This window comes from Burkholderia sp. IO2 (assembly GCF_029522185.1).
GTDB classification, from domain to species: domain Bacteria; phylum Pseudomonadota; class Gammaproteobacteria; order Burkholderiales; family Burkholderiaceae; genus Burkholderia; species Burkholderia cenocepacia.
This window is the reverse complement of the sequence record NZ_JAKWFH010000057.1, coordinates 1-25099: the sequence shown is the minus strand read 5'-3', so window position 1 is coordinate 25099 and position 25099 is coordinate 1. Positions and strand designations below refer to the sequence as shown.

The following is a 25099-nucleotide window of genomic DNA, read 5'->3' as shown; positions in this document are numbered from 1 at the left end:
CGGCCGCTCAGGCGGCCTCGGCGTGGGGTTCGTCCTTCGGCACGGCCTCGAACGGAAACGTCATCGATACCCGCAGGCCACCTTCGGGGCGATTGCCGATGTCGCACGCGCCCCCCAGCCTGAGCACCAGCCGCTCGACGATCGCGAGCCCGAGCCCGCTGTGGCCGTTCCCGCCGCGTGCCGGGTCGAGCCGCACGAACGGCCGCGTGGCGGCCGCGAGGTCGCGCGGTGCGATGCCGCCGCCGCTGTCGCTGACCGACAACACGTAGCCCGTCGGCGTGCGCGCCGTCTCGACGAGCACCGGCGGCGCGCCGTACGCATGCGCGTTGTCCAGCAGGTTCGACAGGATCCGGTCGAGCGTCGCTGTCGGCAGCCGGAAGCCGGGATCGGCCTCCAGCCGCGTCTGGACCGCCGGCGCGTTCGGCGCGACCGCACGATAGCTGCGCGCGATCCGCTCGCACGCCTGGTCGACCGGCACCGGCTCGCTGCGGTCGGCGCCGCCATGCGCAAACACCAGGAACTGGTCGACGATGTGCGACATCGAGTCGACGTCGCGCACGACGCCGTCGCGCAGCCGTGCGTCGTCCATCATTTCCGCGCGCAGGCGCATCCGCGCAAGCGGCGTGCGCAGGTCGTGCGCGACGCCGGCCAGCATCACCGCGCGATCGCTTTCGGCCTGCGACACCTGTTCCACCATCTGGTTGAAGCCGTGCGTGAGCTGGCGCAGCTCGCGCGGGCCGCGTTCGCGCAGCGGCGGCACCGGCTGCCCGCGGCCGAAACGCGCGACCGCACGTGCGAGCGAGCGCAGCGGCTGCTGCAACTGCCAGGCCGCGAACAGCGCGGCGATCACGCCGGCCGAGAAAATCGTGCCGAGCCACAGCAGCATCCGGTCGAGCGAGCGCGGCGGCCGCAGCGGCTGCACCGGCACCACGATCCAGTTACGGTCGGCCGGCTCCTTGACCCACAGCACCGGCGGATGGCCGGGCGTACCGATCTCGACCTGCGTGCCGGGCGGCATGCGCTCGCTCACGTCGTCGCGGAATCGCTTCAGCGGCGGCGGCAGCCCCGCATCGCCGCCCTTCGGCACATCGGGGCTGTCGGGCGCCACGAGCCGCACGCGCGACGGCAACGGCTGATCAGGCGTGCGCTCGACGTGCTGGCGCACCGCATCGACGAGGAACGCGGCCTCCTCGACCGCGTAACGCGTCTGCATCTGGTTGCGCTCGAGCCGCATCGCGAAGAACCACGCGAAGTGCGACAGGAGCAGGACACCGACGACGAGCAGCGCCAGCCGCCCGAACAGCGAATCAATGGGTTTGCGCATGAGCCTCGCCGTCGGGCACGAACACGTAGCCGCGCCCGCGGACCGTCTGGATGAAGCGCGGCGTCGACGGATCCGTTTCGAGGATGCGGCGCAGGCGCCACACCTGGACGTCGATGCCGCGGTCGGTGCCGTCGTACTCGGGCCCGTGTAGCAGCTCGAGCAGCCGCTCGCGCGTGAGCGTGCGCAGCGCATGGTTCACGAAGATCTTCAGCAGCGCGAATTCGCTGCTCGACAGCGTGGCCGGCTTGCCGTCGACCGACAGCGTGCGCGCCTGGAAGTCGAGCAGGAAGCGGCCGAACGCGAACGGCTCGCGCTGCTCGGGCGCGGCCGCCGACGGCGTCGCGCGGCGGCGGCGCAGCACGGCCTGCACGCGTGCGAGCAACTCGCGCGGGTTGAACGGCTTGCCGAGGTAGTCGTCCGCACCGAGCTCGAGCCCGACGATGCGGTCGACGTCGTCCGCCCGCGCGGTCAGCATGATCACGGGGATGTCGTCGCCGGCCGCGCGCAACTGGCGCAGCGCGGTCAGGCCGTCCACGCCCGGCATCATCAGGTCCAGCACGATCAGGTCGGGCCGCTCGCGCTCGAGGCGCTTCTCGAGCGTCGCCGCGTCGTGCAGCACGGACACTTCCATCCCCTGGCGCACGAGATAGTCGCGCAGCAGGTCTCGGAGTTCTTGGTCGTCGTCGACGATGAGGATCTGGGTAGTCATGGCTCGAAGTTTACCGCGCGAGGGCGGAGTCGAAGAACGAAACAAAGGGACGAAAGGGTTACTGCGGGTTACCGCGCAAGGGAACTGTAATGCTCGGTAACCGGGCCGCCACCCCGCGTAACACCCGCCGGGGCCTGCATCGCTAACCTGCGTCTTACCGGATGCGGTACCCGACTTTCCCGGCGCCGCATCGCCGGACCCTTTGGATACAAGGAGTTTCTGAAATGTATAAGAAGACTTCCCGCGTGGCCATCGCGGCCGCCACCGTGCTCGCTCTCGCATTCGGCACCGCGCATGCCGCGCAGCCCGACGACATGCCGCCGCCGGGCGGCCCCGGCATGCACCGGATGCACGGCGGGCACGAAGGCGGCCCGTTCGGCGCGATCATGAAACTGCACGACCAGCTGAAGCTCAACGCGTCGCAGGAACAGCAGTGGCAGGCGGCCGTCAACACGATGAAGCAGAACCGTGACGCGATGCGCAAGAGCCACGAGCAGATGCGCGAGCAGTTCAAGGCACAGCAGAACCAGCCGATCCTCGACCTGAGCGCGATGCATTCGGCGCGCCAGCAGGCGGAGGCGCAGAACGCGCAACTGCGCGAGCAGACGTCCGCCGCGTGGCTCACGTTCTATAACGGGCTGAACGACTCGCAGAAGACGATAGTCAGCACGGCGCTCAAGCAGCAATTCGCGAAGATGGAACAGCGCCACGAGAAGATGAAGGAGCGCTGGGAACAGCACCGCGCGGCCGCCAAGGGCGCATCGGCGCCGGCGCAGTAAGCCGGCGGGCCGCTCCCGCAGCGGCCTCGAACGGGGACGCAGGCACCGGCCTGCGTCCCCTTTTTCATTTCAGGCGACGTCGAACAGCAGCACCTCGGCGGTCCGGCCGCGCGCGAACGCCACCGCGTCCACGCCGCCGATCCGCGCGCCGTCGCCGGCGGCCAGCGCGCGGCCGTTGACCTCGACCTCGCCGCGCGCCACGTGCACATAGACGCTGCGCCCGGCCGGCACGTCGAACGCCGCCGTCTCGTCGCCGTCGATCAGCCCCGCGAAGATGCGGGCGTCGGCCCGCATCGACAGCGCGCCGTCGCCGCCGTCGGGCGCCGCGACGAGCCTGAGCCGGCCGCGCTTCTCGTCGTCGGCGAAGCGCCGTTCCTCGTAGCCGGGCCGCCCGCCCGGCTCGGCCGGCTGCAGCCAGATCTGCAGCAGATGCAGCGGCCGGTCGCGCGATGCGTTGGTTTCGCTGTGCTGGAGCCCCGTGCCGGCGCTCATCCGCTGGATGCCGCCGGGCCGGACGATCGCGCCGCAGCCGAGGCTGTCGCGATGCGCGAGCGCGCCATCCAGCACGTACGTGACGATCTCCACGTCGCGGCGCGGCTGCATCCCGAAGCCGCGCGTCGGTGCGATCAGGTCCTCGCTCAACACGCACAGCGCGCCAATGGGCGGACGTACCGGCGCATGCTCGGTGTGGCAGGCGGACGAAAAGCTGTGACTCGATTCGAGCCAGCCGTGGCGCGTGCGGCAGCGGTCTTCGGCGCGCAGGATCTGGAACATTGGGGAGGACGCTCGGGGACGCAGATGTTCTGTTCGGGTTTACCTCCACTGTAGGAGGAGACCGAAAGCGCCACAATCCGCCGCCGGCGCACCGCATCGTTGCACCCGCGCAAACAATTGCCAAAATATTCGTTGCGAATACCACGATTGCCGCAACAGCCGAATCGAGGAATCGGTCGATCGCGCCGGATTGCCGTTTTCCGGATATCGCGTTCGGGTAAAATACCGCCCTTTTGGCGTTCGCCGTTCCGGCGGCCGCCAGCGCCAGAGCGCCGATCGGCGATTTTTGGCCGTCTAGAATACGCCGCGGCGCCCGGTCCGACCGGCCGCGAGCGCCCCCGGAAAGTCAGCAACAGAAGGATGGAAATGAAGAAGGCCGCCCTGTGCGCCGCCCTCGCCCTCGTGGCGGGCAGCGCCTTCGCGAAGGAGTGGAAGACCGTGCGGATCGGCGTCGATGCCAGCTACCCGCCGTTCGAGTCGACGGCACCGAGCGGCGAGATCGTCGGTTTCGACGTGGATCTCACCAAGGAAATCTGCAAGCGGATCAACGTGAAATGCGTGTGGGTGGCGCAGGATCTCGACGGGATCATTCCGGCGCTGAAGGCGAAGAAGTACGACGTCATCGTGTCGTCGCTGACCGTCACGGACAAGCGCCGCGAACAGATCGACTTCTCCGACAAGGTGTACGACGCGCCCGCGCGGATGATCGCGAAGACCGGCTCGCCGCTGCTGCCGACGGTCGCGTCGCTGAAAGGCAAGCGCGTCGGCGTCGAGCAGGGCTCGACGCAGGAGACCTTCGCGAAAGCGTACTGGGAACCGCAGGGCGTGACGATCATTCCTTACCAGAACCAGGACCAGGTCTATGCCGATCTCGGCTCGGGCCGCCTCGACGCGACGCTGCAGGACGAGTTGCAGGCCGACTACGGCTTCCTGCGCACGCCGCGCGGCAAGGGTTTCGCGTTCGCCGGCCCGGAAGTGAAGGATCCGAAGACGATCGGCGACGGCACCGCGATCGGCCTGCGCAAGGAAGATACCGATCTGAAGCTCAAGATCAACCGGGCGCTGGCCGACATGCACAAGGACGGCACGTACGACCGGCTGTCGCACAAGTACTTCTCGTTCAGCGTCTATTCGGCGCCGGCCCGCTGAACGCCGACAACGAGAAGCAGCGGATGCGGGGGCGGCCCCGCGGCCGCGCAGTACAGGCAGTCAACCACGCGCCGCCCGCCCCCTTGCCCGCCGCTCGCGCGACGGGCAGGCCCGGCACCGTTGCCGGGGCGGACGGTCATGATACGTACGGGGCGTTCCGCGCAGCTTGGCGGGCGCGTCTTTCGCGGCGCACTGCGTGCGCCCTCAGGGACCACACCAGGGACCACATATGTTTCTACAAGGTTACGGCCCGCTGATCCTCGCTGGCACCTGGCAAACCGTCAAGCTGGCGGTGCTTTCGCTTGCGCTGTCGTTCCTGCTGGGGCTGCTCGGCGCCGGCGCGAAGCTGTCGCGCAACCGCGTGACGAACGGCGTCGGCACCATCTACACGACGCTGATCCGGGGCGTCCCCGATCTGGTGCTGATGCTGCTGCTGTTCTACAGCCTGCAGATCTGGCTGAACATGGCGACCGATGCACTCGGTTGGGACCAGATCGACATCGACCCGTTCCTCGCCGGCGTGCTCGTGCTCGGCTTCATCTACGGCGCGTACTTCACCGAGACGTTCCGCGGCGCATTCCTGTCCGTGCCGCGCGGCCAGCTCGAGGCCGGCAGCGCGTACGGGATGACGAACTGGCAGGTGTTCACGCGGATCATGTTCCCGCAGATGATGCGCTTCGCGCTGCCGGGCATCGGCAACAACTGGCAGGTGCTCGTGAAGTCGACCGCACTCGTGTCGATCATCGGCCTGGCGGACGTCGTGAAGGCGTCGCAGGACGCCGGCAAGGGCACGCTGCGGTTCTTCTTCTTCACGCTGATCGCGGGAGCGGTCTACCTCGCCATCACGACGATCTCGAACTTCGTGCTGATGTGGCTCGAAAAGCGCTACTCGACCGGTGTCCGCAAGGCTGACCTATGATCGAACTCATCCAAGAATACTGGCGCAACTATCTCTACACCGACGGTTATCGCATCACCGGTGTCGCGATCACGCTGTGGCTGCTGGTCGTGTCGATCGGCCTCGGCTTCTGCCTGTCGGTGCCGCTCGCCGTCGCGCGCGTGTCGAAGCGGAAGTGGCTGTCGGGCGCGGTGTGGCTGTACACGTACGTGTTCCGCGGCACGCCGCTCTACGTGCAATTGCTGCTCTGCTACACAGGCCTCTACAGCCTGCAGGCCGTGCGCGGCACGCCGATGCTCGACGCGTTCTTCCGCGACGGGATGCACTGCACGCTGCTCGCATTCACGCTGAACACCTGCGCGTACACCACCGAAATCTTCGCGGGCGCCATCAAGGCGACGTCGTACGGCGAGATCGAAGCCGCGCGCGCATACGGAATGTCCACGTTCACGATGTATCGCCGCGTGATCCTGCCGTCGGCGCTGCGCCGCGCGCTGCCGCTCTACAGCAACGAAGTGATCCTGATGCTGCACGCGACGACGGTGGCCTTCACCGCGACCGTGCCGGACATCCTGAAGATCGCGCGCGACGTGAACTCGGCGACCTACATGTCGTTCCACGCGTTCGGCATCGCCGCCCTGCTCTACCTCGTGATCTCGTTCACGCTCGTGTGGCTGTTCCGCCAGGCCGAGCGCCGCTGGCTCGCGTATCTGCGCCCGCAAGGCAAGTAAGTTTTCGCAGGACTATTGATGAATTCCCAGACCCAGAAGCTTTTCGTCGACGATCTCCACAAGCGGTACGGCGACAACGAGGTGCTCAAAGGCGTGTCGCTGAAGGCGAACTCGGGCGACGTGATCAGCGTGATCGGCTCGTCCGGCTCCGGCAAGAGCACGATGCTGCGCTGTATCAACTTCCTCGAGCAACCGAACGCGGGCCGCATCTTCGTCGACGGCGAGGAAGTACGCACCGCGCTCGACAAGACGGGCGCGCTGCGCGCGGCCGACTCGAAGCAACTGCAGCGCGTGCGCACCAAGCTGTCGATGGTGTTCCAGCACTTCAATCTCTGGTCGCACATGAACGTGATCGAGAACGTGATGGAAGCCCCGGTGAACGTGCTCGGCATTCCGAAGAAGGAAGCGGAAGACCGTGCGCGCGAGTATCTCGAGAAGGTCGGCCTCGCGCCGCGCGTCGAGAAGCAGTATCCGTCGCATCTGTCGGGCGGCCAGCAGCAGCGCGTGGCGATCGCGCGGGCGCTCGCGATGCATCCGGACGTGATGCTGTTCGACGAACCGACGTCCGCGCTCGATCCGGAGCTCGTCGGCGAAGTGCTGAAGGTGATGCAGAAGCTGGCCGAGGAAGGCCGCACGATGATCGTCGTCACGCACGAGATGGGCTTCGCGCGCAACGTGTCGAACCACGTGATGTTCCTGCACCAGGGCCGCGTCGAGGAAGAAGGCGTGCCGGCCGAGGTGTTCGCCAATCCGAAGAGCGAGCGCCTGCGCGGGTTCCTGTCGGGCAGCCTCAAGTAACGCGTCCGTCACGCACGACGCCCGAACGGGCGCCTCGCGGTTCGCCGCGCGGCGCCCGTTTCGCGTTTACGCGGCGCTCACCGGCGTGCCGTCGGCAAACGCGCGCAGTGCGTCGCCCGCCAGCCGGTAACGCACCCATTCGCTCTGCGGCGCCGCGCCGACGCGCTCGTAGAAGCGGATCGCCGGCTCGTTCCAGTCGAGCACGCTCCATTCGAAACGCCCGCAGCCCGACTCGACCGCGATCCGCGCGAGCGCCTTCAGCAGCCGCAGCCCCGCGCCGGCGCCGCGAAAACGCGGCGACACGTACAGATCCTCCAGATACAGCCCCTGCCGCGCGAGCCACGTCGAATACGAGAAGAAATACACGGCGAAGCCGGCCGGCTCGCCATCGACCTCGCACATCAGCGCACGCGCCGGCGAGCCTTCGCCGAACAGGCTGCGTTCGAGCGATGCGGGCGTCGCGACGACTTCGTGCTCGGCCTTCTCGTAGACGGCCAGTTCGGTGATGAAGCGCAGGATCAGCGGCACGTCGGCGACGGTGGCGGAACGGATATCGATTTGCACGGGTTGAGCCCTCCTCCGGCCCGGATATGAAACGGGAAAGCGGCGCCGCGCCCCCGCGCTGGCGCCGTTCGAACCAGCATGCTACGTTCACGTCCTGCCTGCAGGAAGTGCAGTTTCTTCATTCAGACCTGAACATGATGCATCCCGATCTGCGCCGCCTCGACCTGAACCTGCTGCTCGTATTCGACGCGCTGTATCGCCACCGGTCGGTCGCGGCGGCCGCGCACGAGCTCGCGTTGAGCCCGTCGGCGTTGAGCCACGCGCTCGCACGGCTGCGCGACGCGATCGGCGATGCGCTGTTCGTGCGCCTCGGCAACGAGATGCAGCCGACCGTGCGCGCCGACGACATCGCCACGTGGGCCGGCGACGCGCTCGACGCGATGTCGAAGGGGCTCGCCCGCGCACGCCGCTTCGATCCCGCGCAAAGCGACCGGACGTTCGTGTTCGCCGCGACCGACTACACCGCGTTCGCGGTACTGCCGGCGTTCCTGGCCCGCATCCAGCACGTCGCGCCGCGCCTGCGGATCCGCGTCGTGCATTCGGACCGCAAGATTTCCGTCGACGCGCTCGCGGCCGGCCGGATCGACTTCGCGCTCGGCTACCACGAGGAAACGGCCGCCGACGCGCCCGGCATCGAGGATTTCGACTGGTTTTCCGACGACTACGTCGTGATCGCGAGCGCCGCGCATCCGGAGATCCGCCGGCGGCTGACGCTCGACCAGTATCTGGCGGCCCGCCACGTCGTCGTCACGCCGTGGAACGAGTCGCGCGGCGTGGTCGACTACGTGCTCGACCGGCTCGGCCTCGCACGGCACGTGGCCGTGCAGTTGCCGACCGTGCTGGCCGCGCCGTTCGTGATCGCGGAGTCGGCACTCCTGATGACCGTGCCGAACCGCGCCGCGCAGGCGCTGCGGCATGCAGCGCCGATCCGCATCTTCCCCGCACCATTCGAGATCCCGCGCTACACGGTGAAAATCTACTCGCACGCGAAGCATGCGCGCACCGATGCGCACCGCTGGATTCGCGCGCAGCTGCTCGACGCGCGGCCGAGCCCCGACTAAGCGCGGCGCGTGGCGGGACGGGCATCGCCAGCGTCGATCGGCGCTGACGGCAATCGCCCGAATCATTACGAAATACTTACCAATTTCGCGACTTTCGCGCTTACGCCGGCGCCTTGGGAACGTCAATAGTGGCAATCCTTGACCCACGCCCGCGGAATCCATGTCTCCCTTGTGGCACAAGGGTTTTCCGGTAATCGGGAACCCTTGGGTCCGCTGTCGCGCACCGTGTTGCATGGCAATTTGGCGACAGCGGTTAGTCAAACAACGATTTCCATCGCCACAAAATTGTATTTTTGCTAAATTAGTAACCAAAGTAGCAAAACGAAGTTCGTGAAATGTAGTTTAGCTTCACGACACTACAAGGAGACCCGCAGGCCGACCCGGCTGCGCGGGACCGCTCAACGGGTTTTCCGTCCGCTTGCCCGCGTGCCGCGCTTACCGGCCCTGCACGAGGTCTCCCTGGTTATCCCGCTTTTGCCCGGTGCGTGCCGCGCCGGGCATCTCGTGCAGTTCTGGGTTGACTTTTTGACAGGGTATGGAGGAGACGATGAAGAAAGCTTTGGTCGCGGCCGCGCTGATGGCTGCTGGGGTGGTGACGGCGCACGCACAGAGCAGCGTCACGCTGTATGGCCGCCTGGACGCAGGCCTTGAGTACCTGAACGGCCTGCAAAACGGCCACCAAGTGCGCGCGGAAAGCGGCGACTGGGGCACGAGCCTGTGGGGCTTGAAGGGCAGCGAAGACATCGGCGGCGGCAACAAGATCCTGTTCCACCTCGAAGGTGCGTTCAACACGATGAACGGCGGCTTCAGCGGCTCGATCTGGGATCGTTTCGCGACCGTCGGTATCTCGAACGACCGCTACGGTACGCTGCTGTTGGGTCGCGAGCTCGCGATCGCCAACGGCGTGTGGGACTTCGACCCGTTCGGCCAGTCGGCCTGGTCGACGGCCTCGCTGGTACGCGGCCGCAACTGGAACAAGACCAGCAACAACGTGTCGTACCAGTCGCCGTCGCTGTACGGCCTCGACTTCTACGGCCAGTTCTCGTTCTCGAACTCGACCAGCTTCAACGGCAACACGACGGCCGGCCAACCGGGCCGTGCAATGGGCGGTCAGGTCACCTACACGAATTCGCTGTTCCAGTTGCGCGGTATCTATGACGAAACGCGCGACAGCAACGGCCGCTTCTCGGACGTGTTCAACTACTCGCGTGAATACTTCGCGGGCGTGAACGTGTTCCTCGGCCAGTTCAAGGTCCAGGCGGCCTACCAGGCATCGCGCGCCGACGGCAGCGGCGGCCCCGCAGTGAACGCCGGCGTGACGGGTACGCAACAGGTCTGGGGCGGCGTGACGTGGCAGGCCACGCCGGCGGCGGCGCTGATCGCAGCCGTGTATCACGTGAACGCGAACCATGGCGGCGGCAACGCGAACATCTACACGGTCGGCGGCTCGTACAACATCTCGAAGCGCACGCTGTTCGACGTCCAGGTCGCGACGGTGCGCAACAGCTCGACGGCCAACTTCGGCCTGAACGCGAACGGCGCCGGTACGGCCGTGTCGACCGGCAACCCGCATCCGGGCGGCAGCCAGACCGGCGTCTACGCCGGCATCCAGCACCTGTTCTGATCAGGCGCCGTCAAAGAACGATTCGACAACACTTTCCACGCTGCTGCGAGAGGCGCGTATCGGTGCGGTACCCAGACGGGTATCCGCACCGTTTTTTCTTGGCGGGCCGGCTCGGGCCTGCCGCGCCGATCGACGAATGCGGCGCTCAGACGGCCGCTTCGTTCTCTTCGCCGGTGCGAATGCGGATCACGCGCTCGACGTCCGACACGAAGATCTTGCCGTCGCCGATCTTGCCGGTGCGCGCCGCACCGATCACCGCGTCGATCACCTGATCGACCTGCGCTTCCGCGACGACCACCTCGATCTTCATCTTCGGCAGGAAGTCGACGACGTATTCGGCGCCGCGATACAGCTCGGTATGGCCCTTCTGGCGGCCGAAGCCCTTCACTTCCGTCACGGTCAGGCCCGTGAGACCCACTTCGGCGAGCGCTTCGCGGACTTCGTCCAGCTTGAACGGCTTGATGATGGCGGTGATGCGTTTCATGATGGTTGTCCCTCAATGCTCGTTTGGATGAAAAATCGCGATCCCGATTGTAAGCCGGCGGGCCGCATCCGGCCCAGCACCGCTCAATCGAGCCGTTCGGTGAAGCGTGACGTGATCGGGTAGCGCCAGTCGCGCCCGAATGCGCGATGCGTGACGCGGATGCCGATCGGCGCCTGGCGGCGCTTGTATTCGTTGATCTTGATGAGCCGCGTCACACGCTCGACGTCGGCCTGCGCGTAACCGGCCGCGACGATCTCGGCGAGCGGCCGGTCTTCTTCCATGTACATCCGCATGATCGCGTCGAGCACGTCGTACGGCGGCAGGCTGTCTTGGTCGGTCTGGTTCTCGCGCAGCTCGGCCGACGGCGCGCGCGTCAGGATCCGCTCGGGAATCACGTCGCGCAGCCCGTAGTCGGCCGTTGCGTTGCGATAGCGGCACAGCCGGTACACGAGCGTCTTCGCGATGTCCTTGATCACCGCGAAACCGCCGGCCATGTCGCCGTACAGCGTGCAGTAGCCGACCGCCATCTCGCTCTTGTTGCCGGTCGTCAGCACGATCGAGCCGAACTTGTTCGACAGCGCCATCAGCAGCGTGCCGCGGATGCGCGCCTGGATGTTCTCCTCCGTCGCGTCTTCCGCGCGGCCCGCGAATTCGCCGGCGAGCGCGGCGCGGAACGCATCGAACATCGGCGCGATCGCGATCTCGTCGTAGCGCACGCCGACGCGCCGCGCCATCTCCGCCGCGTCCGTCGTCGAGATGTCGGCCGTGAAGCGCGACGGCATCATCACCGCGCGCACGCGCTCGGGCCCGAGCGCATCGCACGCGACGGCCAGCACCAGCGCCGAATCGACGCCGCCCGACAGCCCGATCAGCACGCCGGGAAAACCGTTCTTGCCGATGTAGTCGCGCACGCCGGTCACCAGCGCGCGATACACCTGCGCGTCCGTCGACAGCTCGGGCGCGATCGCGCCGGGCAGCGGCCGCGCGCCGTCGAATTCGACGATCGCGTGCCCTTCGTCGAACTGCGGCATCTTCGCGACGAGCGCGCCCGCGCCGTCGAGCACGAACGACCCGCCGTCGAACACGAGCTCGTCCTGGCCGCCGACGAGGTTCACGTACACCATCGGCAAGCCGGTCTCGCGAATCCGCGCGCGCAGGATGTCGATGCGCACCGCCTCCTTGTTCAGGTGATACGGCGAGCCGTTCGGGATCAGCAGCACCTGCGCGCCGGCCGCCTTCGCGATCTGCGCGGCCGACGCATGCCACGCGTCCTCGCAGATGATCACGCCGTATTTCACGCCGTTCAGCTCGAACACGAGCGGCTCGGTGTCGGTCGCGAAGTAGCGCTTCTCGTCGAACACCTCGGCGTTCGGCAGGTCCTGCTTGCGGTAGGTGCCGACGATCTCGCCGCCGACGATCAGCGACACCGCGTTGAAGGTGTCGGTGGGCGGCACGCCGCGCTCGATCGGGCGGTTTGCATTACCATCGACGGCTGACGCGCCCGGACCGCTGCCCGCACCGCTGCCCGCACCGCGCAACGGATGGCCGACCAGCACCGCGAGCCCGTCGAACGCCTTCAGCGCGTCGGCGAGCGCGTCGAGCGCGGCGGCGGCGGCCGCGTAGAACGCGGGCCGCAGCAGCAGGTCTTCGGGCGGATAGCCGGACAGCGCGAGTTCGGGGGCGACCATCAGTTGCGCACCATCGTTGTGCGCGGCGCGTGCGGCCGCGACGATCCGCGCGACGTTGCCGGCGAAATCGCCGACGGTGACGTTGATCTGGGCGAGAGCGAGTCGGGTCTTCATGGCGGGAGCGGCGCAACCCGGCGGCGCGCCTTGAACGGCTGACGAAATCGATCCGGGCGCGGGCCACGGCGGCCCGCATCCGGCAACATCCAACGGTACGGATTCACGCTTGAAACACGAACGCATCGATTATCGCACGGGCATCCTGTCGTCCCCCGCCGAGGTGCCGGCCGACGAATGGAACGCGCTGCTCGCGCGCGACGCGCAGCCCACGCCGTTCCTGCGCCACGAATTCCTCGACGCGCTGCACGTCGCGCGCTGCGCGGTGGACGACACCGGCTGGTCGCCGCACTTCGTCACGCTGACCGACGCGGGCACCGGCCGCCTCGCGGCCGCCGCGCCCGTCTACGCGAAACAGCATTCGTACGGCGAATACGTGTTCGACTGGGCGTGGGCCGACGCGTACCAGCGCAACGACCTGCCCTATTACCCGAAGCTGCTGTGCGCGGTGCCGTTCACGCCGGTGCAGGGCACGCGGCTGCTCGCGGCCGACGACGACGCGCGCCGCCGGCTCGCGGCCACGCTGCTCGCGTTCGCCGAGCAGAGCGACGTGTCGTCGTTGCACGTGCTGTTCCCGACCGGCGACGAAGCGCGGCTGCTCGAATCGATGGGGATGATGCTGCGCGAGGGCGTGCAATTCCACTGGCTCAACGACGGCTACCGGCACTTCGATGATTTCCTCGGCACGCTCGAGCAGAAGAAGCGCAAGAACATCCGCGCGGAGCGGCGCAAGGTGCACGACGCGGGCGTGACCTTCCGGCGGCTCACCGGCGACCGCATCACCGATGCCGACTGGCGCTTCTTCTCGCGCTGCTACCGGCAGACCTACCGCGAGCACTATTCGAGCCCGTACCTGAACCTCGACTTCTTCCGCACGATCGGCGCGACGATGCCCGAGAACCTGCTGCTCGTGATCGCGGAAGCCGACGGCCAGCCGATCGCGAGCGCGCTTGCCGTGTACCGGCGCGGCGAACACGGCGGCGGCACGCTGTACGGACGCTACTGGGGCGCGATCGAGCACGTGCCCTGCCTGCATTTCGAAACGGCCTATTACCAGTTGCTCGAATTCTGCATCGAGGCCGGGCTCGACACGTTCGAGGGCGGCGCGCAGGGCGAGCACAAGCTTGCGCGCGGTTTCCTGCCGACCGTCACGCATTCCGCGCACTGGCTCGCGCATCCGGCGTTTTCCGACGCGGTCGCGCGCTTTCTCGAACGCGAGACCGCGCATATCCACGCATACGTCGACGAACTGCGCGAACACGATCCGTTCCGGCGCAGCACCGGCTAGCGCGATCCGGCGCGCCGGCATGCGGCGAAGCCACGCATGGCCTCGCCGCATACGGCACGATCGTCGCCGGTTCAGTGCGCGGCGAGCGTCACCGTCTGCGACAGCGCCTGCGGGTCACGCGACGACGCGGCCGCCGACAGCCCATACGTGCCCGCGCCGATCCGCCATGCGTGCGCGCTCGCATCCCACACCGCGAAGCGCTGCGCCGGCACCGCGATGCTGACCGTGCGCGCCTCGCCCGGCTGCAGCGCGACCTTGGTCCAGCCGACGAGCCGCTTCGGCGGCTCGCCGAGCGACGCGGGCAGCGCCGCGTAGATCTGCACCGTTTGCGTACCGGCGCGCGCGCCCGTGTTCGTCACCGTCACGCCGACCGTCACGTTGCCCGCTGCGTCGGCCTGCGCGGACATCGCCGACAACGCATACGTCGTGTACGACAGCCCGTAGCCGAACGGGAACAGCGGCTCGATCGCCTTCGCGTCGAACCAGCGATAGCCGTACGCGAGCCCTTCCGCATAGACGTTCCGCAGGTTCGACGGATCGATCGTCGGCTGCGGCAGGTCGGCCTCCTGCTTCGGGAACGTCAGCGGCAGCCGGCCCGACGGGTTCGCGTCGCCGAACAGCAGGTCGGCGATCGCCTGGCCGCCCTGCGCGCCCGGATACCACGCGTCCAGCACGCCGTGCACGTTCGCGAGCCACGGCATCAGCACCGGGCTGCCGTTCTCGAGCACGACGATCACGCGCTTGGCCTTCGCGGCGACCGCGGCGATCAGCGCGTTCTGGTCGTATTGCTGGTTGGACGGGTCCGCCTTCGCATCGGGCAGCGACAGGCTCGCGAGGTCGAGCCCCTCCGTCTGCCACTGCGTGGCGAACACGATCGCGACATCGGCCTGCGCGGCCGCGCTGGCCGCGGCGTTCGCGTCGGTGCCGTCGAGATAGCTGACCGATGCATTCGGCGCCTTCGCGCGGATCGCCGCGAGCGGCGCGGACTTGTACCAGGTCGCGCACCCGCCGAACAGCGTGTCGGCCGGTTGCTGGCAGGTCGTCACCGCGTTGCCGTCGATCGCCGGCACCGCACCCGAGCCGCCGCCCGACAGCACGCCCGCGTCCGCATGCCCGCCGATCACGACGACCGACTTGAGCGTGCCGGCGGCCAGCGGCAGCACCGGCTGCGTGTCGCCCGGCGCGGCCGCGTTCTTCAGCAGCACCGCCGCTTGCCGCGCGATCGCGAGCGCGTCGGCATTGCCGGCAGCCTCGTCGATCGCGCCGCCCGGCTTCGGCGGCGCATCCATCACGCCGATGCGGATCAGCGTGCGCAGCTTGCGCTGCACCATGTCGTTCAGCCGCGCGACCGACACGCTGCCGGCCTGCAGCGCCGCGCGCAGCTTCGAATTGAAATACGAGCCGAGCGGCGCGTTGCCGTCGTCGGCCGCGCCCGGCTGCTCCTCGTCGAGCCCGGCCTGCACGGCCGCGACCGTCGAATGCGTCGCGCCCCAGTCCGACTGCACGACGCCCTTGAAGCCCCACTCGTTCTTCAGCACCGTCGTCAGCAAATACGGGTTCTCGCACGCATACACGCCGTTCAGCTTGTTGTACGCGCACATCACGTTGCCCGGCTGGCCGTCCTTCACGCCGATCTCGAATGCGAGCAGCTCGGCCTCGCGCATGGTCCGCTCGTCGACGACCGAATCGACCGTCATCCGGTTGGTTTCCTGGTCGTTGAACGCGAAATGCTTGATCGTCGCGATCACCTTCTGCGCCTGCGTGGCCTGCGTGCGCGCGGCGCTCAGCGTGCCCGCGAGCACCGGGTCCTCGCCCATGTATTCGAAGGTGCGGCCGTTGCGCGGCTCGCGCGCGAGGTTCACGCCGCCGCCGAGCCCTTCCGCGAAACCGAGCGCGCGCAGTTCGAGCGCGATGCGCGTGCCGTAGGTGCCCGCGAGCGCCGGGTCCCACGTCGCCGCGAGCGCGACGGGCGCGGGCAGCGCGGTCACGCGCGCATTCTTCACGTTCACGCCACCTGCCGAATCGGCGCTGCTGACGGCCGGAATGCCGAGCCGCGGCACGCCCGGGATGTAGCTCGCGCCGTTCAGTGCGTCGGCCGGAAACGGGCCGCCCAGGCTGAGCGCGGGCATGCCGGTGCCATGCACGAGCTGCAGTTTCTCGTCGGTCGTCAGTTGCGCGACGAGCGCTGGTCGGCTGCCGCGTCGGGGTCGGTCGGCGCATGGATGTCGTCGCCACCGCACGACGCGAGCAGGACCGTGAGCGCGCACGCGGACGCAATCGTCGAACACCGGAACAGCGAAGTTTTCATTGATCCTCCAGAATCGTTCTGTTGTACTTGTCGCCTCACTCCAGCGTCCGAGTCTAAAAATCAACCGGTCACCACGCTTGACCGGCAGGAGCATGCGTTGACCTCTCGCAGCGGGGACAAACCCGAACGGCATGACGACAGGGAGACAGACATGGAGTTGCAACAGAAATCGGTATCGGTCCGGATCTACCGCTGGCTGTGCGAAGACGCGCGTGCGAACGGCATCGATCCCGCACCGCTTTACGAGACGCTCGGCATCGGGCCGGCCGAACTCGCCGACGACACGCGCCGCATCGCGGGCGACCGGCACGTGGCCGCGATGCAGTTGACGAGCGGCTGGCCGCTGTCGTGGCATCGCCCGCCGCCGGAGGTCGTGCCGTGGCTCGTGCCGTTTCCCGAGCTCGCCGGCATCACCTGCAACGCGGCGACGCTGCGCGACGCGTTGCACGGCTACCTGCGCTATCGCGAGCTGATCGGCAACGTCGACTGGGTGTTCGCGCACGAGAACGGCGACGCGATCGCGCTCGAGTACGTGAACGAAGGAGACGGCCGGCACGCGGGCAGCGCGTTCGCGAACCTCGCGATCCTCGCGGCGCTCGCGCGCCTGTACGACCCGCAGGTGCGCATCGACGACGCCGAATTCGCCGGCCGCGCGTTCGCGCCCGTTGCCGCGCTGCGCGACATGCTCGGTGCGCCGGTCTCGTTCGATGCCGCGCACAACCGCATCGTGCTGCGCTCCGCGCACATCGACACGCCGTTCGAGCGCTACAACGCACCGCTGGCCGGCATCCAGCGCCATGCCGCCGATGCCGCGCGCGAGCGCGTGCGCGCCCGCTCGACGTTCGGCTCGTCGGTCGAGCAATGCGTGCGCGACTGGCTGCGCACCGCCGACGACGCCGACGTGCCGACCGATACGCTGATGCAGCACGTGTGCACGCGCTTCGCGATGTCGCGCTGGACGCTGCGCCGGCGGCTGCATCGCGAAGCCGTCGGGTTCCATGCGCTCGTCGCGCAGGCGCGGCTCGGCGAGGCGCGCGACCTGCTGCTCAATACGCAGTTGCCGATCGGCGAGATCGGCGTGCGCGTCGGCTTCCGTTCGACGAGCGCGTTCACGCGCTTCTTCACGCGCGAACTCGGCGCGGCGCCGAGCCGCTTTCGCGACGGGCACGGCGACCGGTGGCGTTGACGCCGTTTTTTTCTGAGACACTGGCGGCTTCGCATCCCGCCGCTCCGCCATGTCCTGGTTTCTGTATCTGATCGAATGCGCCGACGACAGCGTCTACACGGGCATCACGACCGATGTCGCCGCGCGCTTCGACGAACACGCGTCCGGCAAGGGCGCGCGCTACACGCGCTCGCGCAAGCCGCGCGCGGTGCTCGCGTCGTTTCCACTGCCCGACCGGTCGAGCGCGTCGCGCGCCGAATACTGGGTGAAGCGGCTCACGCCCGCGAAAAAGCGCGAGCTGGCGGCGGGTTTGCGTACGCTGGAATCGGTGTTGCCGGCGGCGGTCGCACTCGACGAGCGCGGAGATACGGCCGGGACGAAGGCCACGGCGCGCGGGCGGAAGAAAGAGCCGACGGAAAACACCGACGATGCGGCGAAGACTGCGGCAACGGAACAGGTCGCCGGGAAAAAGCCGAAGGCCGGGAAAGTTGCAGGGTCTGCAACGGCCGCGACGACGGCGAAGCCCGCAAAGGGCACACCAGCGTCGAAGTCGAAGTCGAAGTCGACGCAATCAAATCAAGCCGCACCGGACGCGAAACGTGCAAAACCCGACGGCAACGCTGCTGCAAAAAAGACCTCGTCGCGTGGCTCACCGGTAAAGAAAACCGGCTCGCCCGCTTCCGCGTCGTCGAAAAGGAAGGTACCGGCCACTGCCGGCAAGCCGACCGCGAGCGTACGCGACGAGGCCGCTTCCGCACCGGCCCGGCGCCGTCCAGCGGCCAAGAAAGCCGCCGCTGCGAGCGCTCCGTCCGTTGCCCCGCCGCGCGCGAAACGCGCGAAGAATGCACCGGTCACCCCGCCCCTGCCTGCGTCCCCGCCGGCCCGCCGGAAAACCGCACGCGCAAAACAAAACCGCGCGGCCTCCTGAGGAGACACGCGCGGTTTGCGTTCCGTACGAACCGGCCGTCGGCCGGCACGCCGCTTACTTCTTGTAGTTCGCGGCGCCGTCGGTGATTTCCTTGTGCGCGGCTTCGATGCCGGCCCAACCTTCGACCTTCACCCACTTGCCCTTCTCGAGCGCCTTGTATTGCTCGAAGAAGTGCTTGATCTGGTCCTTCAGGTACTCGGGCACGTCGTCGATCGTCTTCAGGTTCGCCGTCATCGGGCAGATCTTGTCGTGCGGCACCGCGACCAGCTTCGCGTCGACGCCCGACTCGTCGGTCATCTGCAGCATGCCGAGCACGCGCGAACGCACGATCGAGCCGGCCAGCAGCGGGAACGGCGTGATCACCAGCACGTCGACCGGATCGCCGTCGCCCGACAGCGTCTGCGGGATGTAGCCGTAGTTCACCGGGTAGCGCATGCCCGTGCCGATGAAGCGGTCGACGACGAGGAGGCCCAGTTCCTTGTCCGCCTCGTACTTCACCGGATCGCTTTGCGCGGGAATCTCGATGATCACGTTGAAATCTTGCGGCAGGTCCTTGCCGGCCGGAACATGATTGAAGCTCATGAGCACTCTCTGTAGGTCGATGGGAATTCGGGACAGGGCGCCGCGGCCGATGCCGCCGCGGGCGTCCCCCAAAAGGAATGCGCCATTATAGCCAATCGACCGGTGGCGTCCGGATGACGATCGGCGCGATAATCGTTCCGGATGTCCGGGCGTCGGGCCGGCTGCGTTGCACGTCAATCACAAGGTATGGAACCCGAGCAAGCGCTGAAGCGCTAACTCGGGTCGACCGCGATGCATGGGACCCGAGTAACCGCTGAAGCGCTAACTCGGGTCGACCGCGATGCATGGGACCCGAGTAACCGCTGAAGCGCTAACTCGGGTCGACAGGAGGAGACATGGAAGAAGCGAGGCATTTCATCGCGGGCGAATGGACGTTGCCCGCGCAACTGGAAACCATCCCGGTCGTCGATCCGTCCGACGGCCAGCCGTTCGCGACGATCGCGCGCGGCACCGCGCCCGACATCGAGCGCGCGGTCGCCGCGGCCCGCGACGCATTCGCAGGCCCGTGGGGCGCCGCGAGCGCCGCCGAGCGCGGCCGCGTGCTGATGCGGCTGTCGGCGCGCGTGACCGATTCGATCGAGGAACTCGCCGCGATCGAGGCGCGCGATACCGGCAAGCCGCTGAAGCAGGCGCGCGCCGATGCAGCCGCGCTCGCACGCTACTTCGAGTTCTACGCGGGCGCGGCCGACAAGCTGCACGGCGAAACCCTCCCCTACCAGGCCGGCTACACGGTGCTGACGGTGCGCGAACCGCACGGCGTCACGGGCCACATCGTGCCGTGGAACTACCCGATGCAGATCTTCGGGCGCAGCGTCGGCGCGGCGCTCGCGGCCGGCAACGCGTGCGTGGTCAAGCCGGCCGAGGACGCGTGCCTGTCCGTGCTACGCGTCGCCGAACTCGCCGTCGAGGCCGGGCTGCCGGCCGGCGCGCTCAACATCGTCACCGGCTACGGCCATGAAGCGGGCGCCGCGCTCGCCCGCCATCCGGGCATCGACCACATCTCGTTTACGGGTTCGCCGGCCACCGGCAAGCTGGTCACGCAGATGGCCGCCGAGAACCACGTGCCGGTCACGCTCGAACTCGGTGGCAAGTCGCCGCAAATCGTGTTCGCCGATGCCGACCTCGACGCCGCGCTGCCCGTGCTCGTGTCCGCGATCGTGCAGAACGGCGGGCAGACCTGCTCGGCCGGCAGCCGCGTGCTGATCGAGCGCGCGGTGTACGAGCCGCTCGTCGAGCGTCTCGCCACCGCGTTCAACGGGCTGCGCGTCGGCCCGAGCCGCGCCGATCTCGATTGCGGCCCGCTGATCAACGCGAAGCAGCAGCAACGCGTGTGGGATTTCCTGTCCGACGCGCAGCACGACGGCATTCCGATGGCCGCGCACGGGCAGGTCGTCGCCGATGCGCCCGAAAGCGGCTTCTATCAGGCGCCCGCGCTGTTGCGCGACGTGCCGCCGTCGCACCGGCTCGCGCAGGAGGAAGTGTTCGGCCCGGTGCTCGCGGCGATGCGTTTCGTCGACGAGGACGAAGCCGTCGCGCTCGCGAACGGCACGCCGTACGGCCTCGTCGCGGGCATCTGGACGCGCGACGGCGCGCGCCAGATGCGTCTTGCGCGGCGCCTGCGCGCGGGTCAGGTGTTCATCAACAACTATGGCGCGGGCGGCGGCGTCGAGCTGCCGTTCGGCGGCGTCGGCCATTCGGGCCATGGCCGCGAGAAAGGCTTCGAGGCGCTGTACGGCTTCACCGCGCTGAAGACGATCGCGATCCGGCACGGCTGAACGCACGGCACGCGACGGGCGGCCGCTAGCACCCGGCCGCCCGCCGACACACGACGACTCGCACTACCTGCACAGGAGACACACACCATGCGGTTGACCGGCAAGACGGCCATCGTCACGGGCGGCGGCTCGGGGTTCGGCGAAGGCATCGCGAAGACATACGCGCGCGAAGGCGCGAACGTCGTCGTCAACGACCTGAACGGCGCGGCGGCCGAGCGCGTCGCGAGCGAGATCGCGCTCGCGGGCGGCAAGGCGATCGCGGTGGCCGGCGACGTGTCGAAAGAGGACGACTGGCGCACGCTGCTGCAGGCCGCGCTCGACGATTTCCACGCGGTGCAGATCGTCGTGAACAACGCCGGTACCACGCACCGCAACAAGCCCGTGCTCGACGTGACGGAAGCCGAATTCGACCGCGTGTACGCGGTCAACATGAAAAGCCTGTTCTGGTGTGTGCAAACCTTCGTCCCGTATTTCCGCGCCCAGGGCGGCGGCGTGTTCGTGAACGTCGCGTCGACGGCCGGCGTGCGGCCGCGCCCGGGCCTCGTCTGGTACAACAGCACGAAGGGTGCGATGATCACCGCGAGCAAATCGCTCGCGGCCGAGCTCGGCGCCGACCGCATCCGCGTGAACTGCATCAACCCGGTGCTCGGCGAAACCGCGCTGATGACCGAGTTCATGGGCTGCGAGGACACCCCGGACAATCGCCGCCGCTTCCTCGCGACGATCCCGCTCGGCCGCTTCTCGACGCCGCAGGACATCGCGAACGCCGCGCTTTACCTGGCATCCGACGAAGCGGAATTCATCACCGGCGTCTGCCTCGAAGTCGACGGCGGACGCTGCATCTAGTCGTACCCGGCCGCACGATCGCCCCGTATTGCTTCGCACGAAACCGGATCGGGCATCACCGCGCCCGATCCGGCCACTACAAGGACAGCGGTGCATCCGATCCAGGCAATCGCGCAAGCGCTCACCCGGATCGACAGGAGACAACATGGCAACATCGACGCAGTCGCTGCCGGGCTCGTCCGGCGCATTCGAGGAAGCAACCTACCGCAAGGTGTCGTGGCGGCTCGTGCCGCTCCTGCTGCTGTGCTACGTGGTCGCGTATCTCGATCGCGTGAACGTCGGGTTCGCGAAGCTGCAGATGGCGAGCGACCTGCACCTGAGCGATACCGTGTACGGGCTCGGCGCGGGGATCTTCTTCTTCGGCTATTTCCTGTTCGAGGTGCCGAGCAACATCATCCTGCACCGGGTGGGCGCCCGCGTGTGGATCGCCCGCATCATGGCGACGTGGGGCGTGATCTCGATCCTGACGATGTTCGTCACGACGCCCGCGATGTTCTACGTGATGCGCTTCCTGCTCGGCGTCGCCGAAGCGGGCTTCTTCCCCGGCGTGATCCTCTATCTCACCTACTGGTATCCCGCGCACCGGCGCGGCCGGATGACGACGTTCTTCATGACGGCCGTCGCGCTGTCCGGCGTGATCGGCGGGCCGATCTCGGGCTTCATCCTGAAGGCGTTCGACGGCGTCAGCGGCTGGCACGGCTGGCAATGGCTGTTCCTGCTCGAAGGCATCCCGTCGGTGCTCGCCGGCGTGCTCGTGTTCTTCACGCTCGACGAGCGGATCGCGAAGGCGACGTGGCTGACCGACGAAGAAAAGGCGCTGCTCGCCCGCAACGTCGACGCGGAGGAAGCCACCAAGGAGGACCTGCCGCTCGGCGCCGTGATGTCGAGCCCGCGCGTGTGGCTGATGGCGTTGATCTATTTCTCGTTCGTGATGGGACTGTACGGCGTCGGCTTCTGGTTGCCGACGATCATCAAGGCGACGGGCGTGACCGACACGTTCATGATCGGCCTGCTGTCCGCGATTCCGTATGCGGCCGCGGTGGTCGCGATGATCCTGATCGCGCGCAGCGCGGACAAGCACCGCGAACGCCGCTGGCACCTCGCGATTCCGGCCGCGATCGGCGCGATCGGCCTCGTGCTGTCGGTGATCTGGGCGCACCAGACGGCGCTCGCGATGCTCGGCCTCACGCTCGCGACGATCGGCATCCTGACGACGCTACCGCTGTTCTGGAGCCTGCCGACCGCGTTCCTCGGCGGCGCGGCGGCCGCCGCCGGCATCGCGATGATCAACTCGATCGGCAACCTCGCCGGCTTCCTGAGTCCGTACCTGATGGGCTGGCTCAAGCAGGTGACGGGCGCCAACGATGCGGGCATGTACATGCTGGCCGGGTTCCTCGTGCTCGGCGGGCTGCTGGCGCTGTCGGTGCCGAAACGGCTCGTCGACAAGTGACGACGCGCGGCGCGTAAACGCGCGCCCGGATCGATCGAACACGCCGGCCGATTTCCGGCCCGTTTTTCCCCGATACGCCCCGCCGTCCGGCATTGCCGGTCGCCGGGGCGTTTTCGATTCCGGACAGGCACACCCCGGATCGGCTGAACGTCTCGCCCATCCGGCGACATCCCATTAATGACAAAATTGTTCCCTTATAGTCCTTTTTATATGGAACAATAAAGACAGTCAAAGGAATCTCCTACCCTACAATTCATGTTCCACACCGTCGAAGACACCGCCGCCCGCCTGCGCGTCCATCCGAAGACCGTCCTGCGGTTCATTCGCGACGGCAAGCTGCGCGCGACGCGGGTCGGCCGTGCATACCGCATCGTCGACGCGGACCTCGCCGCGTTCGCCCGGACGGAGCCGGCCTCGCCCGCGCCGCGTGCGGTGCGTGTCACCAGCATCGTCGACATTCCCGATGCGTCGCAGTCGCTGCACCAGTACCTGTCGCGGTCGCTGCACGCAATGGCGTCAGGCCGCGCATCGTACGTCGACCCCGTGCGAATCGACGTCACGTTCGATCCCGCCTCGAGCGTGGTCAAGATCATCGTGACCGCGACACCGGCGGACACGGCCGCGCTGATGTCGTCGCTCGACATGCTGCTCCAGCAAAGCGGGACATGAGCGCAATCTTCAAGTCGCCCCGCCATGCCCGTGCGATTCGCGCCGCGTACGCGGCCGCGCTGTCGCACTGGCCGGCCGGGCATCGGCGCGTCACCGTGCAAACGCGTCATGGCGCGACGCACGTCATCGTCTGCGGCCCCGAACACGCGCCGCCGGTCGTGCTGATCCACGGCGCACAGACGACGGCGGCAAGCTGGCAGCATCACGCGGCCGACTGGTCGACGCACTTCCGGCTCTACGCGATCGACGTGATCGGCGAAGCGGGACCGAGCGCGCCGGCGCGGCCGCCGCTCGCAGGCGACGCCTATGCGCAGTGGCTCGACGACGTGCTCGACGGCCTGCAGGTGTCGCGCGCCGCGTTCGTCGGCATCTCGCTCGGTGCGCGAACGGCGCTCGACTTCGCGTTGCGGCGGCCGCCGCGCGTCACCCGGCTCGCGCTGCTCTGCCCGTCCGGCATCGGCAGGCAGAAGCCGTTTCTGTGGTGGGCGCTGCCGCTGATGCTGCTCGGCGATGCCGGGCGTGCATGCGTGCGGCGGCGCGTGCTGGGTCGCCTGCCACCCGCATCGACGCCGGCCGAACGGGACGCGCTCGCCCTGATGCGCGCCATCGATCGCGGCTTTCGGCCGCGCATCGAGCCGGTTCCGGTATTCGACGACACCATGCTCCGCACGTTGTCGATGCCCGTGCTGGCGATCGTCGGAGGCCGCGACGTGATGCTCGATTCCCGCGACACGCGGGATCGCCTGACGCGCCTCGTGCCGCACGCGCAGGTGCGGTTTCTTCCCGAACAGCCTCACTTCATCCGCGGGCAACGCGACACCCTGCGCACTTTTCTCTCATCGACGGACACGCTCGACATGCCCCATCGAATCGTTCAGGCCGCCGGCAGCCGCGTGCTGGTCCGCGATCCTTCCGCCGGCCTCGTGCAACGGGAAAGCGACGCGCTCGATCTCGTCGCGCTCGCGCACGAGCATGAAGCCGACTGGATCGCGGTCGCCGCGGACATGCTGCACGACGACTTCTACCGGCTCGACAGCGGGCTGGCCGGCGCCGTGCTGCAAAAGCTGACCAACTACGGCGTCCGGCTCGGCGTGGTCGGCGACATCGACCGCCGGCTCGCGCGCAGCGAAGCGCTGCGCGCGCTCGTTCGCGAGTGCAATCGCGGAAAATCGGTCTGGTTCGTCCCGAGCGAGGACGACCTGCTGCGCAGGCTCGGCGCGTAACGCGCCGCGGGCCGCCCGCGCCTCGCTACGGGCAAAAAAAAGGTTCATCGCAGGAAACCGTGGAGGGTTTTCGAGCGATTGCATAATCTGACACCTGATTTTGAGGATGTCGGAGGAAGAATTGCTCGATCGCAAGGCACTTCAGGCACTGGGCTGCTGGACCGGCTA

General features: G+C 67.9%; 22 protein-coding genes and 1 pseudogene. 15 read left to right on the top strand and 8 right to left on the bottom strand.

Annotation, left to right across the window (positions count from 1 at the left end):
- Window positions 1-7: 7 nt before the first annotated feature.
- Both MMB92_RS28535 and MMB92_RS28530 read right to left on the bottom strand, forming a co-directional pair.
- Window positions 8-1324 carry an ATP-binding protein gene (locus tag MMB92_RS28535; protein WP_277563108.1) on the bottom strand — a complete coding sequence of 439 codons (1317 nt, stop codon included), beginning with the start codon at window positions 1322-1324 and terminating at the stop codon, window positions 8-10.
- On the bottom strand, window positions 1308-2033 hold the full coding sequence (locus MMB92_RS28530) for a response regulator (RefSeq protein WP_006493394.1): 726 nt from the start codon (window positions 2031-2033) through the stop codon (window positions 1308-1310). Before MMB92_RS28530 ends, MMB92_RS28535 begins: the two co-directional genes overlap by 17 nt.
- A 224-nt stretch (window positions 2034-2257) precedes the next feature.
- Here MMB92_RS28530 and MMB92_RS28525 point away from each other — a divergent pair, with 224 nt between their 5' ends.
- The gene (locus MMB92_RS28525; RefSeq protein WP_277563107.1) at window positions 2258-2812 is read left to right on the top strand and encodes a periplasmic heavy metal sensor; all 555 of its coding nucleotides are present in this window, start codon (window positions 2258-2260) and stop codon (window positions 2810-2812) included.
- A 69-nt stretch (window positions 2813-2881) separates the two neighbouring features.
- Here MMB92_RS28525 and MMB92_RS28520 read toward each other — a convergent pair whose 3' ends face one another.
- A complete protein-coding gene (locus MMB92_RS28520) occupies window positions 2882-3586 on the bottom strand; it encodes a pirin family protein (RefSeq protein ID WP_006497153.1) in 705 nt (234 codons plus the stop codon).
- A gap of 366 nt (window positions 3587-3952) precedes the next feature.
- Between MMB92_RS28520 and MMB92_RS28515 the strand changes: the two genes are divergently transcribed.
- From MMB92_RS28515 to MMB92_RS28500, 4 genes are all read left to right on the top strand, one after another.
- The gene (locus MMB92_RS28515) at window positions 3953-4735 is read left to right on the top strand and encodes an ABC transporter substrate-binding protein (protein WP_012492809.1); all 783 of its coding nucleotides are present in this window, start codon (window positions 3953-3955) and stop codon (window positions 4733-4735) included.
- A gap of 229 nt (window positions 4736-4964) precedes the next feature.
- Window positions 4965-5654 (top strand): histidine ABC transporter permease HisQ, encoded by a 690-nt coding sequence (gene hisQ, locus MMB92_RS28510; RefSeq protein ID WP_034201477.1) that lies wholly within the window; start codon window positions 4965-4967, stop codon window positions 5652-5654.
- Window positions 5651-6364 (top strand): ABC transporter permease, encoded by a 714-nt coding sequence (locus MMB92_RS28505; protein ID WP_006489646.1) that lies wholly within the window; start codon window positions 5651-5653, stop codon window positions 6362-6364. Before hisQ ends, MMB92_RS28505 begins: the two co-directional genes overlap by 4 nt.
- Window positions 6365-6382: 18 nt before the next feature.
- The gene (locus tag MMB92_RS28500; RefSeq protein WP_006489654.1) at window positions 6383-7162 is read left to right on the top strand and encodes an ABC transporter ATP-binding protein; all 780 of its coding nucleotides are present in this window, start codon (window positions 6383-6385) and stop codon (window positions 7160-7162) included.
- Window positions 7163-7228: 66 nt separating this feature from the next.
- Here the strand turns inward: MMB92_RS28500 and MMB92_RS28495 are convergent, their stop codons facing one another.
- Window positions 7229-7726 carry a GNAT family N-acetyltransferase gene (locus tag MMB92_RS28495; protein ID WP_006489651.1) on the bottom strand — a complete coding sequence of 166 codons (498 nt, stop codon included), beginning with the start codon at window positions 7724-7726 and terminating at the stop codon, window positions 7229-7231.
- 134 nt (window positions 7727-7860) lie between these two features.
- On the opposite strand from MMB92_RS28495, the gene MMB92_RS28490 reads away from it, so the two are divergent.
- On the top strand, window positions 7861-8787 hold the full coding sequence (locus MMB92_RS28490; protein ID WP_012492810.1) for a LysR family transcriptional regulator: 927 nt from the start codon (window positions 7861-7863) through the stop codon (window positions 8785-8787).
- Between the two features lie 547 nt (window positions 8788-9334).
- Entirely contained in the window at window positions 9335-10411 is a 1077-nt protein-coding gene (locus MMB92_RS28485; RefSeq protein WP_006491862.1) for a porin, read from the top strand.
- Between the two features lie 145 nt (window positions 10412-10556).
- Here the strand turns inward: MMB92_RS28485 and MMB92_RS28480 are convergent, their stop codons facing one another.
- Together MMB92_RS28480 and MMB92_RS28475 are read right to left on the bottom strand one after the other, a co-directional pair.
- Window positions 10557-10895: a P-II family nitrogen regulator gene (locus MMB92_RS28480; RefSeq protein WP_006398637.1), complete on the bottom strand. Its 339-nt coding sequence runs from the start codon at window positions 10893-10895 to the stop codon at window positions 10557-10559.
- 83 nt (window positions 10896-10978) lie between these two features.
- Window positions 10979-12697, bottom strand: coding sequence for an NAD+ synthase (locus MMB92_RS28475; RefSeq protein WP_006489649.1), 1719 nt, complete (start codon window positions 12695-12697; stop codon window positions 10979-10981).
- Window positions 12698-12806: 109 nt separating this feature from the next.
- On the opposite strand from MMB92_RS28475, the gene MMB92_RS28470 reads away from it, so the two are divergent.
- A complete protein-coding gene (locus MMB92_RS28470) occupies window positions 12807-13985 on the top strand; it encodes a GNAT family N-acetyltransferase (protein ID WP_006489664.1) in 1179 nt (392 codons plus the stop codon).
- A 71-nt stretch (window positions 13986-14056) separates the two neighbouring features.
- Here the strand turns inward: MMB92_RS28470 and MMB92_RS28465 are convergent.
- Window positions 14057-16293: pseudogene (locus MMB92_RS28465) on the bottom strand (glycoside hydrolase family 3 C-terminal domain-containing protein).
- 151 nt (window positions 16294-16444) lie between these two features.
- On the opposite strand from MMB92_RS28465, the gene MMB92_RS28455 reads away from it, so the two are divergent.
- Window positions 16445-17479, top strand: a complete 1035-nt coding sequence (locus MMB92_RS28455; protein WP_062884379.1) for an AraC family transcriptional regulator — start codon at window positions 16445-16447, stop codon at window positions 17477-17479.
- Between the two features lie 49 nt (window positions 17480-17528).
- Entirely contained in the window at window positions 17529-18386 is an 858-nt protein-coding gene (locus MMB92_RS28450) for a GIY-YIG nuclease family protein (protein ID WP_277563104.1), read from the top strand.
- A 54-nt stretch (window positions 18387-18440) separates the two neighbouring features.
- On the opposite strand, the gene ppa is transcribed toward MMB92_RS28450, so the two are convergent.
- Entirely contained in the window at window positions 18441-18968 is a 528-nt protein-coding gene (gene ppa / locus MMB92_RS28445; protein ID WP_006489643.1) for an inorganic diphosphatase, read from the bottom strand.
- Window positions 18969-19303: 335 nt separating this feature from the next.
- Here ppa and MMB92_RS28440 point away from each other — a divergent pair, with 335 nt between their 5' ends.
- From MMB92_RS28440 to MMB92_RS28420, 5 genes are all read left to right on the top strand, one after another.
- Window positions 19304-20743, top strand: coding sequence for an aldehyde dehydrogenase family protein (locus MMB92_RS28440; protein WP_062911232.1), 1440 nt, complete (start codon window positions 19304-19306; stop codon window positions 20741-20743).
- Window positions 20744-20830: 87 nt separating this feature from the next.
- A complete protein-coding gene (locus MMB92_RS28435; RefSeq protein WP_048985777.1) occupies window positions 20831-21589 on the top strand; it encodes an SDR family oxidoreductase in 759 nt (252 codons plus the stop codon).
- Window positions 21590-21734: 145 nt separating this feature from the next.
- Window positions 21735-23039 carry an MFS transporter gene (locus MMB92_RS28430; protein ID WP_006489648.1) on the top strand — a complete coding sequence of 435 codons (1305 nt, stop codon included), beginning with the start codon at window positions 21735-21737 and terminating at the stop codon, window positions 23037-23039.
- Between the two features lie 255 nt (window positions 23040-23294).
- A complete protein-coding gene (locus MMB92_RS28425) occupies window positions 23295-23708 on the top strand; it encodes a helix-turn-helix domain-containing protein (protein ID WP_212150781.1) in 414 nt (137 codons plus the stop codon).
- Window positions 23705-24931, top strand: a complete 1227-nt coding sequence (locus tag MMB92_RS28420; protein ID WP_080330750.1) for an alpha/beta fold hydrolase — start codon at window positions 23705-23707, stop codon at window positions 24929-24931. Before MMB92_RS28425 ends, MMB92_RS28420 begins: the two co-directional genes overlap by 4 nt.
- The last annotated feature ends 168 nt before the right edge of the window (window positions 24932-25099 follow it).

Excerpts from the sequence above, each read along its gene's own strand:
- MMB92_RS28430 (WP_006489648.1), top strand. The coding sequence starts at position 21,735 with ATGGCAACATCGACGCAGTCGCTGCCGGGCTCGTCCGGCGCATTCGAG.
- MMB92_RS28525 (WP_277563107.1), top strand. The coding sequence starts at position 2,258 with ATGTATAAGAAGACTTCCCGCGTGGCCATCGCGGCCGCCACCGTGCTC.
- MMB92_RS28490 (WP_012492810.1), top strand. The coding sequence starts at position 7,861 with ATGATGCATCCCGATCTGCGCCGCCTCGACCTGAACCTGCTGCTCGTA.
- MMB92_RS28420 (WP_080330750.1), top strand. The coding sequence starts at position 23,705 with ATGAGCGCAATCTTCAAGTCGCCCCGCCATGCCCGTGCGATTCGCGCC.
- MMB92_RS28485 (WP_006491862.1), top strand. The coding sequence starts at position 9,335 with ATGAAGAAAGCTTTGGTCGCGGCCGCGCTGATGGCTGCTGGGGTGGTG.
- MMB92_RS28505 (WP_006489646.1), top strand. The coding sequence starts at position 5,651 with ATGATCGAACTCATCCAAGAATACTGGCGCAACTATCTCTACACCGAC.
- MMB92_RS28450 (WP_277563104.1), top strand. The coding sequence starts at position 17,529 with ATGTCCTGGTTTCTGTATCTGATCGAATGCGCCGACGACAGCGTCTAC.
- MMB92_RS28530 (WP_006493394.1), bottom strand. The coding sequence starts at position 2,033 with ATGACTACCCAGATCCTCATCGTCGACGACGACCAAGAACTCCGAGAC.
- ppa (WP_006489643.1), bottom strand. The coding sequence starts at position 18,968 with ATGAGCTTCAATCATGTTCCGGCCGGCAAGGACCTGCCGCAAGATTTC.
- MMB92_RS28425 (WP_212150781.1), top strand. The coding sequence starts at position 23,295 with ATGTTCCACACCGTCGAAGACACCGCCGCCCGCCTGCGCGTCCATCCG.
- MMB92_RS28535 (WP_277563108.1), bottom strand. The coding sequence starts at position 1,324 with ATGCGCAAACCCATTGATTCGCTGTTCGGGCGGCTGGCGCTGCTCGTC.
- MMB92_RS28520 (WP_006497153.1), bottom strand. The coding sequence starts at position 3,586 with ATGTTCCAGATCCTGCGCGCCGAAGACCGCTGCCGCACGCGCCACGGC.
- MMB92_RS28480 (WP_006398637.1), bottom strand. The coding sequence starts at position 10,895 with ATGAAACGCATCACCGCCATCATCAAGCCGTTCAAGCTGGACGAAGTC.
- MMB92_RS28435 (WP_048985777.1), top strand. The coding sequence starts at position 20,831 with ATGCGGTTGACCGGCAAGACGGCCATCGTCACGGGCGGCGGCTCGGGG.
- MMB92_RS28455 (WP_062884379.1), top strand. The coding sequence starts at position 16,445 with ATGGAGTTGCAACAGAAATCGGTATCGGTCCGGATCTACCGCTGGCTG.
- MMB92_RS28515 (WP_012492809.1), top strand. The coding sequence starts at position 3,953 with ATGAAGAAGGCCGCCCTGTGCGCCGCCCTCGCCCTCGTGGCGGGCAGC.
- MMB92_RS28440 (WP_062911232.1), top strand. The coding sequence starts at position 19,304 with ATGGAAGAAGCGAGGCATTTCATCGCGGGCGAATGGACGTTGCCCGCG.
- MMB92_RS28475 (WP_006489649.1), bottom strand. The coding sequence starts at position 12,697 with ATGAAGACCCGACTCGCTCTCGCCCAGATCAACGTCACCGTCGGCGAT.
- hisQ (WP_034201477.1), top strand. The coding sequence starts at position 4,965 with ATGTTTCTACAAGGTTACGGCCCGCTGATCCTCGCTGGCACCTGGCAA.
- MMB92_RS28500 (WP_006489654.1), top strand. The coding sequence starts at position 6,383 with ATGAATTCCCAGACCCAGAAGCTTTTCGTCGACGATCTCCACAAGCGG.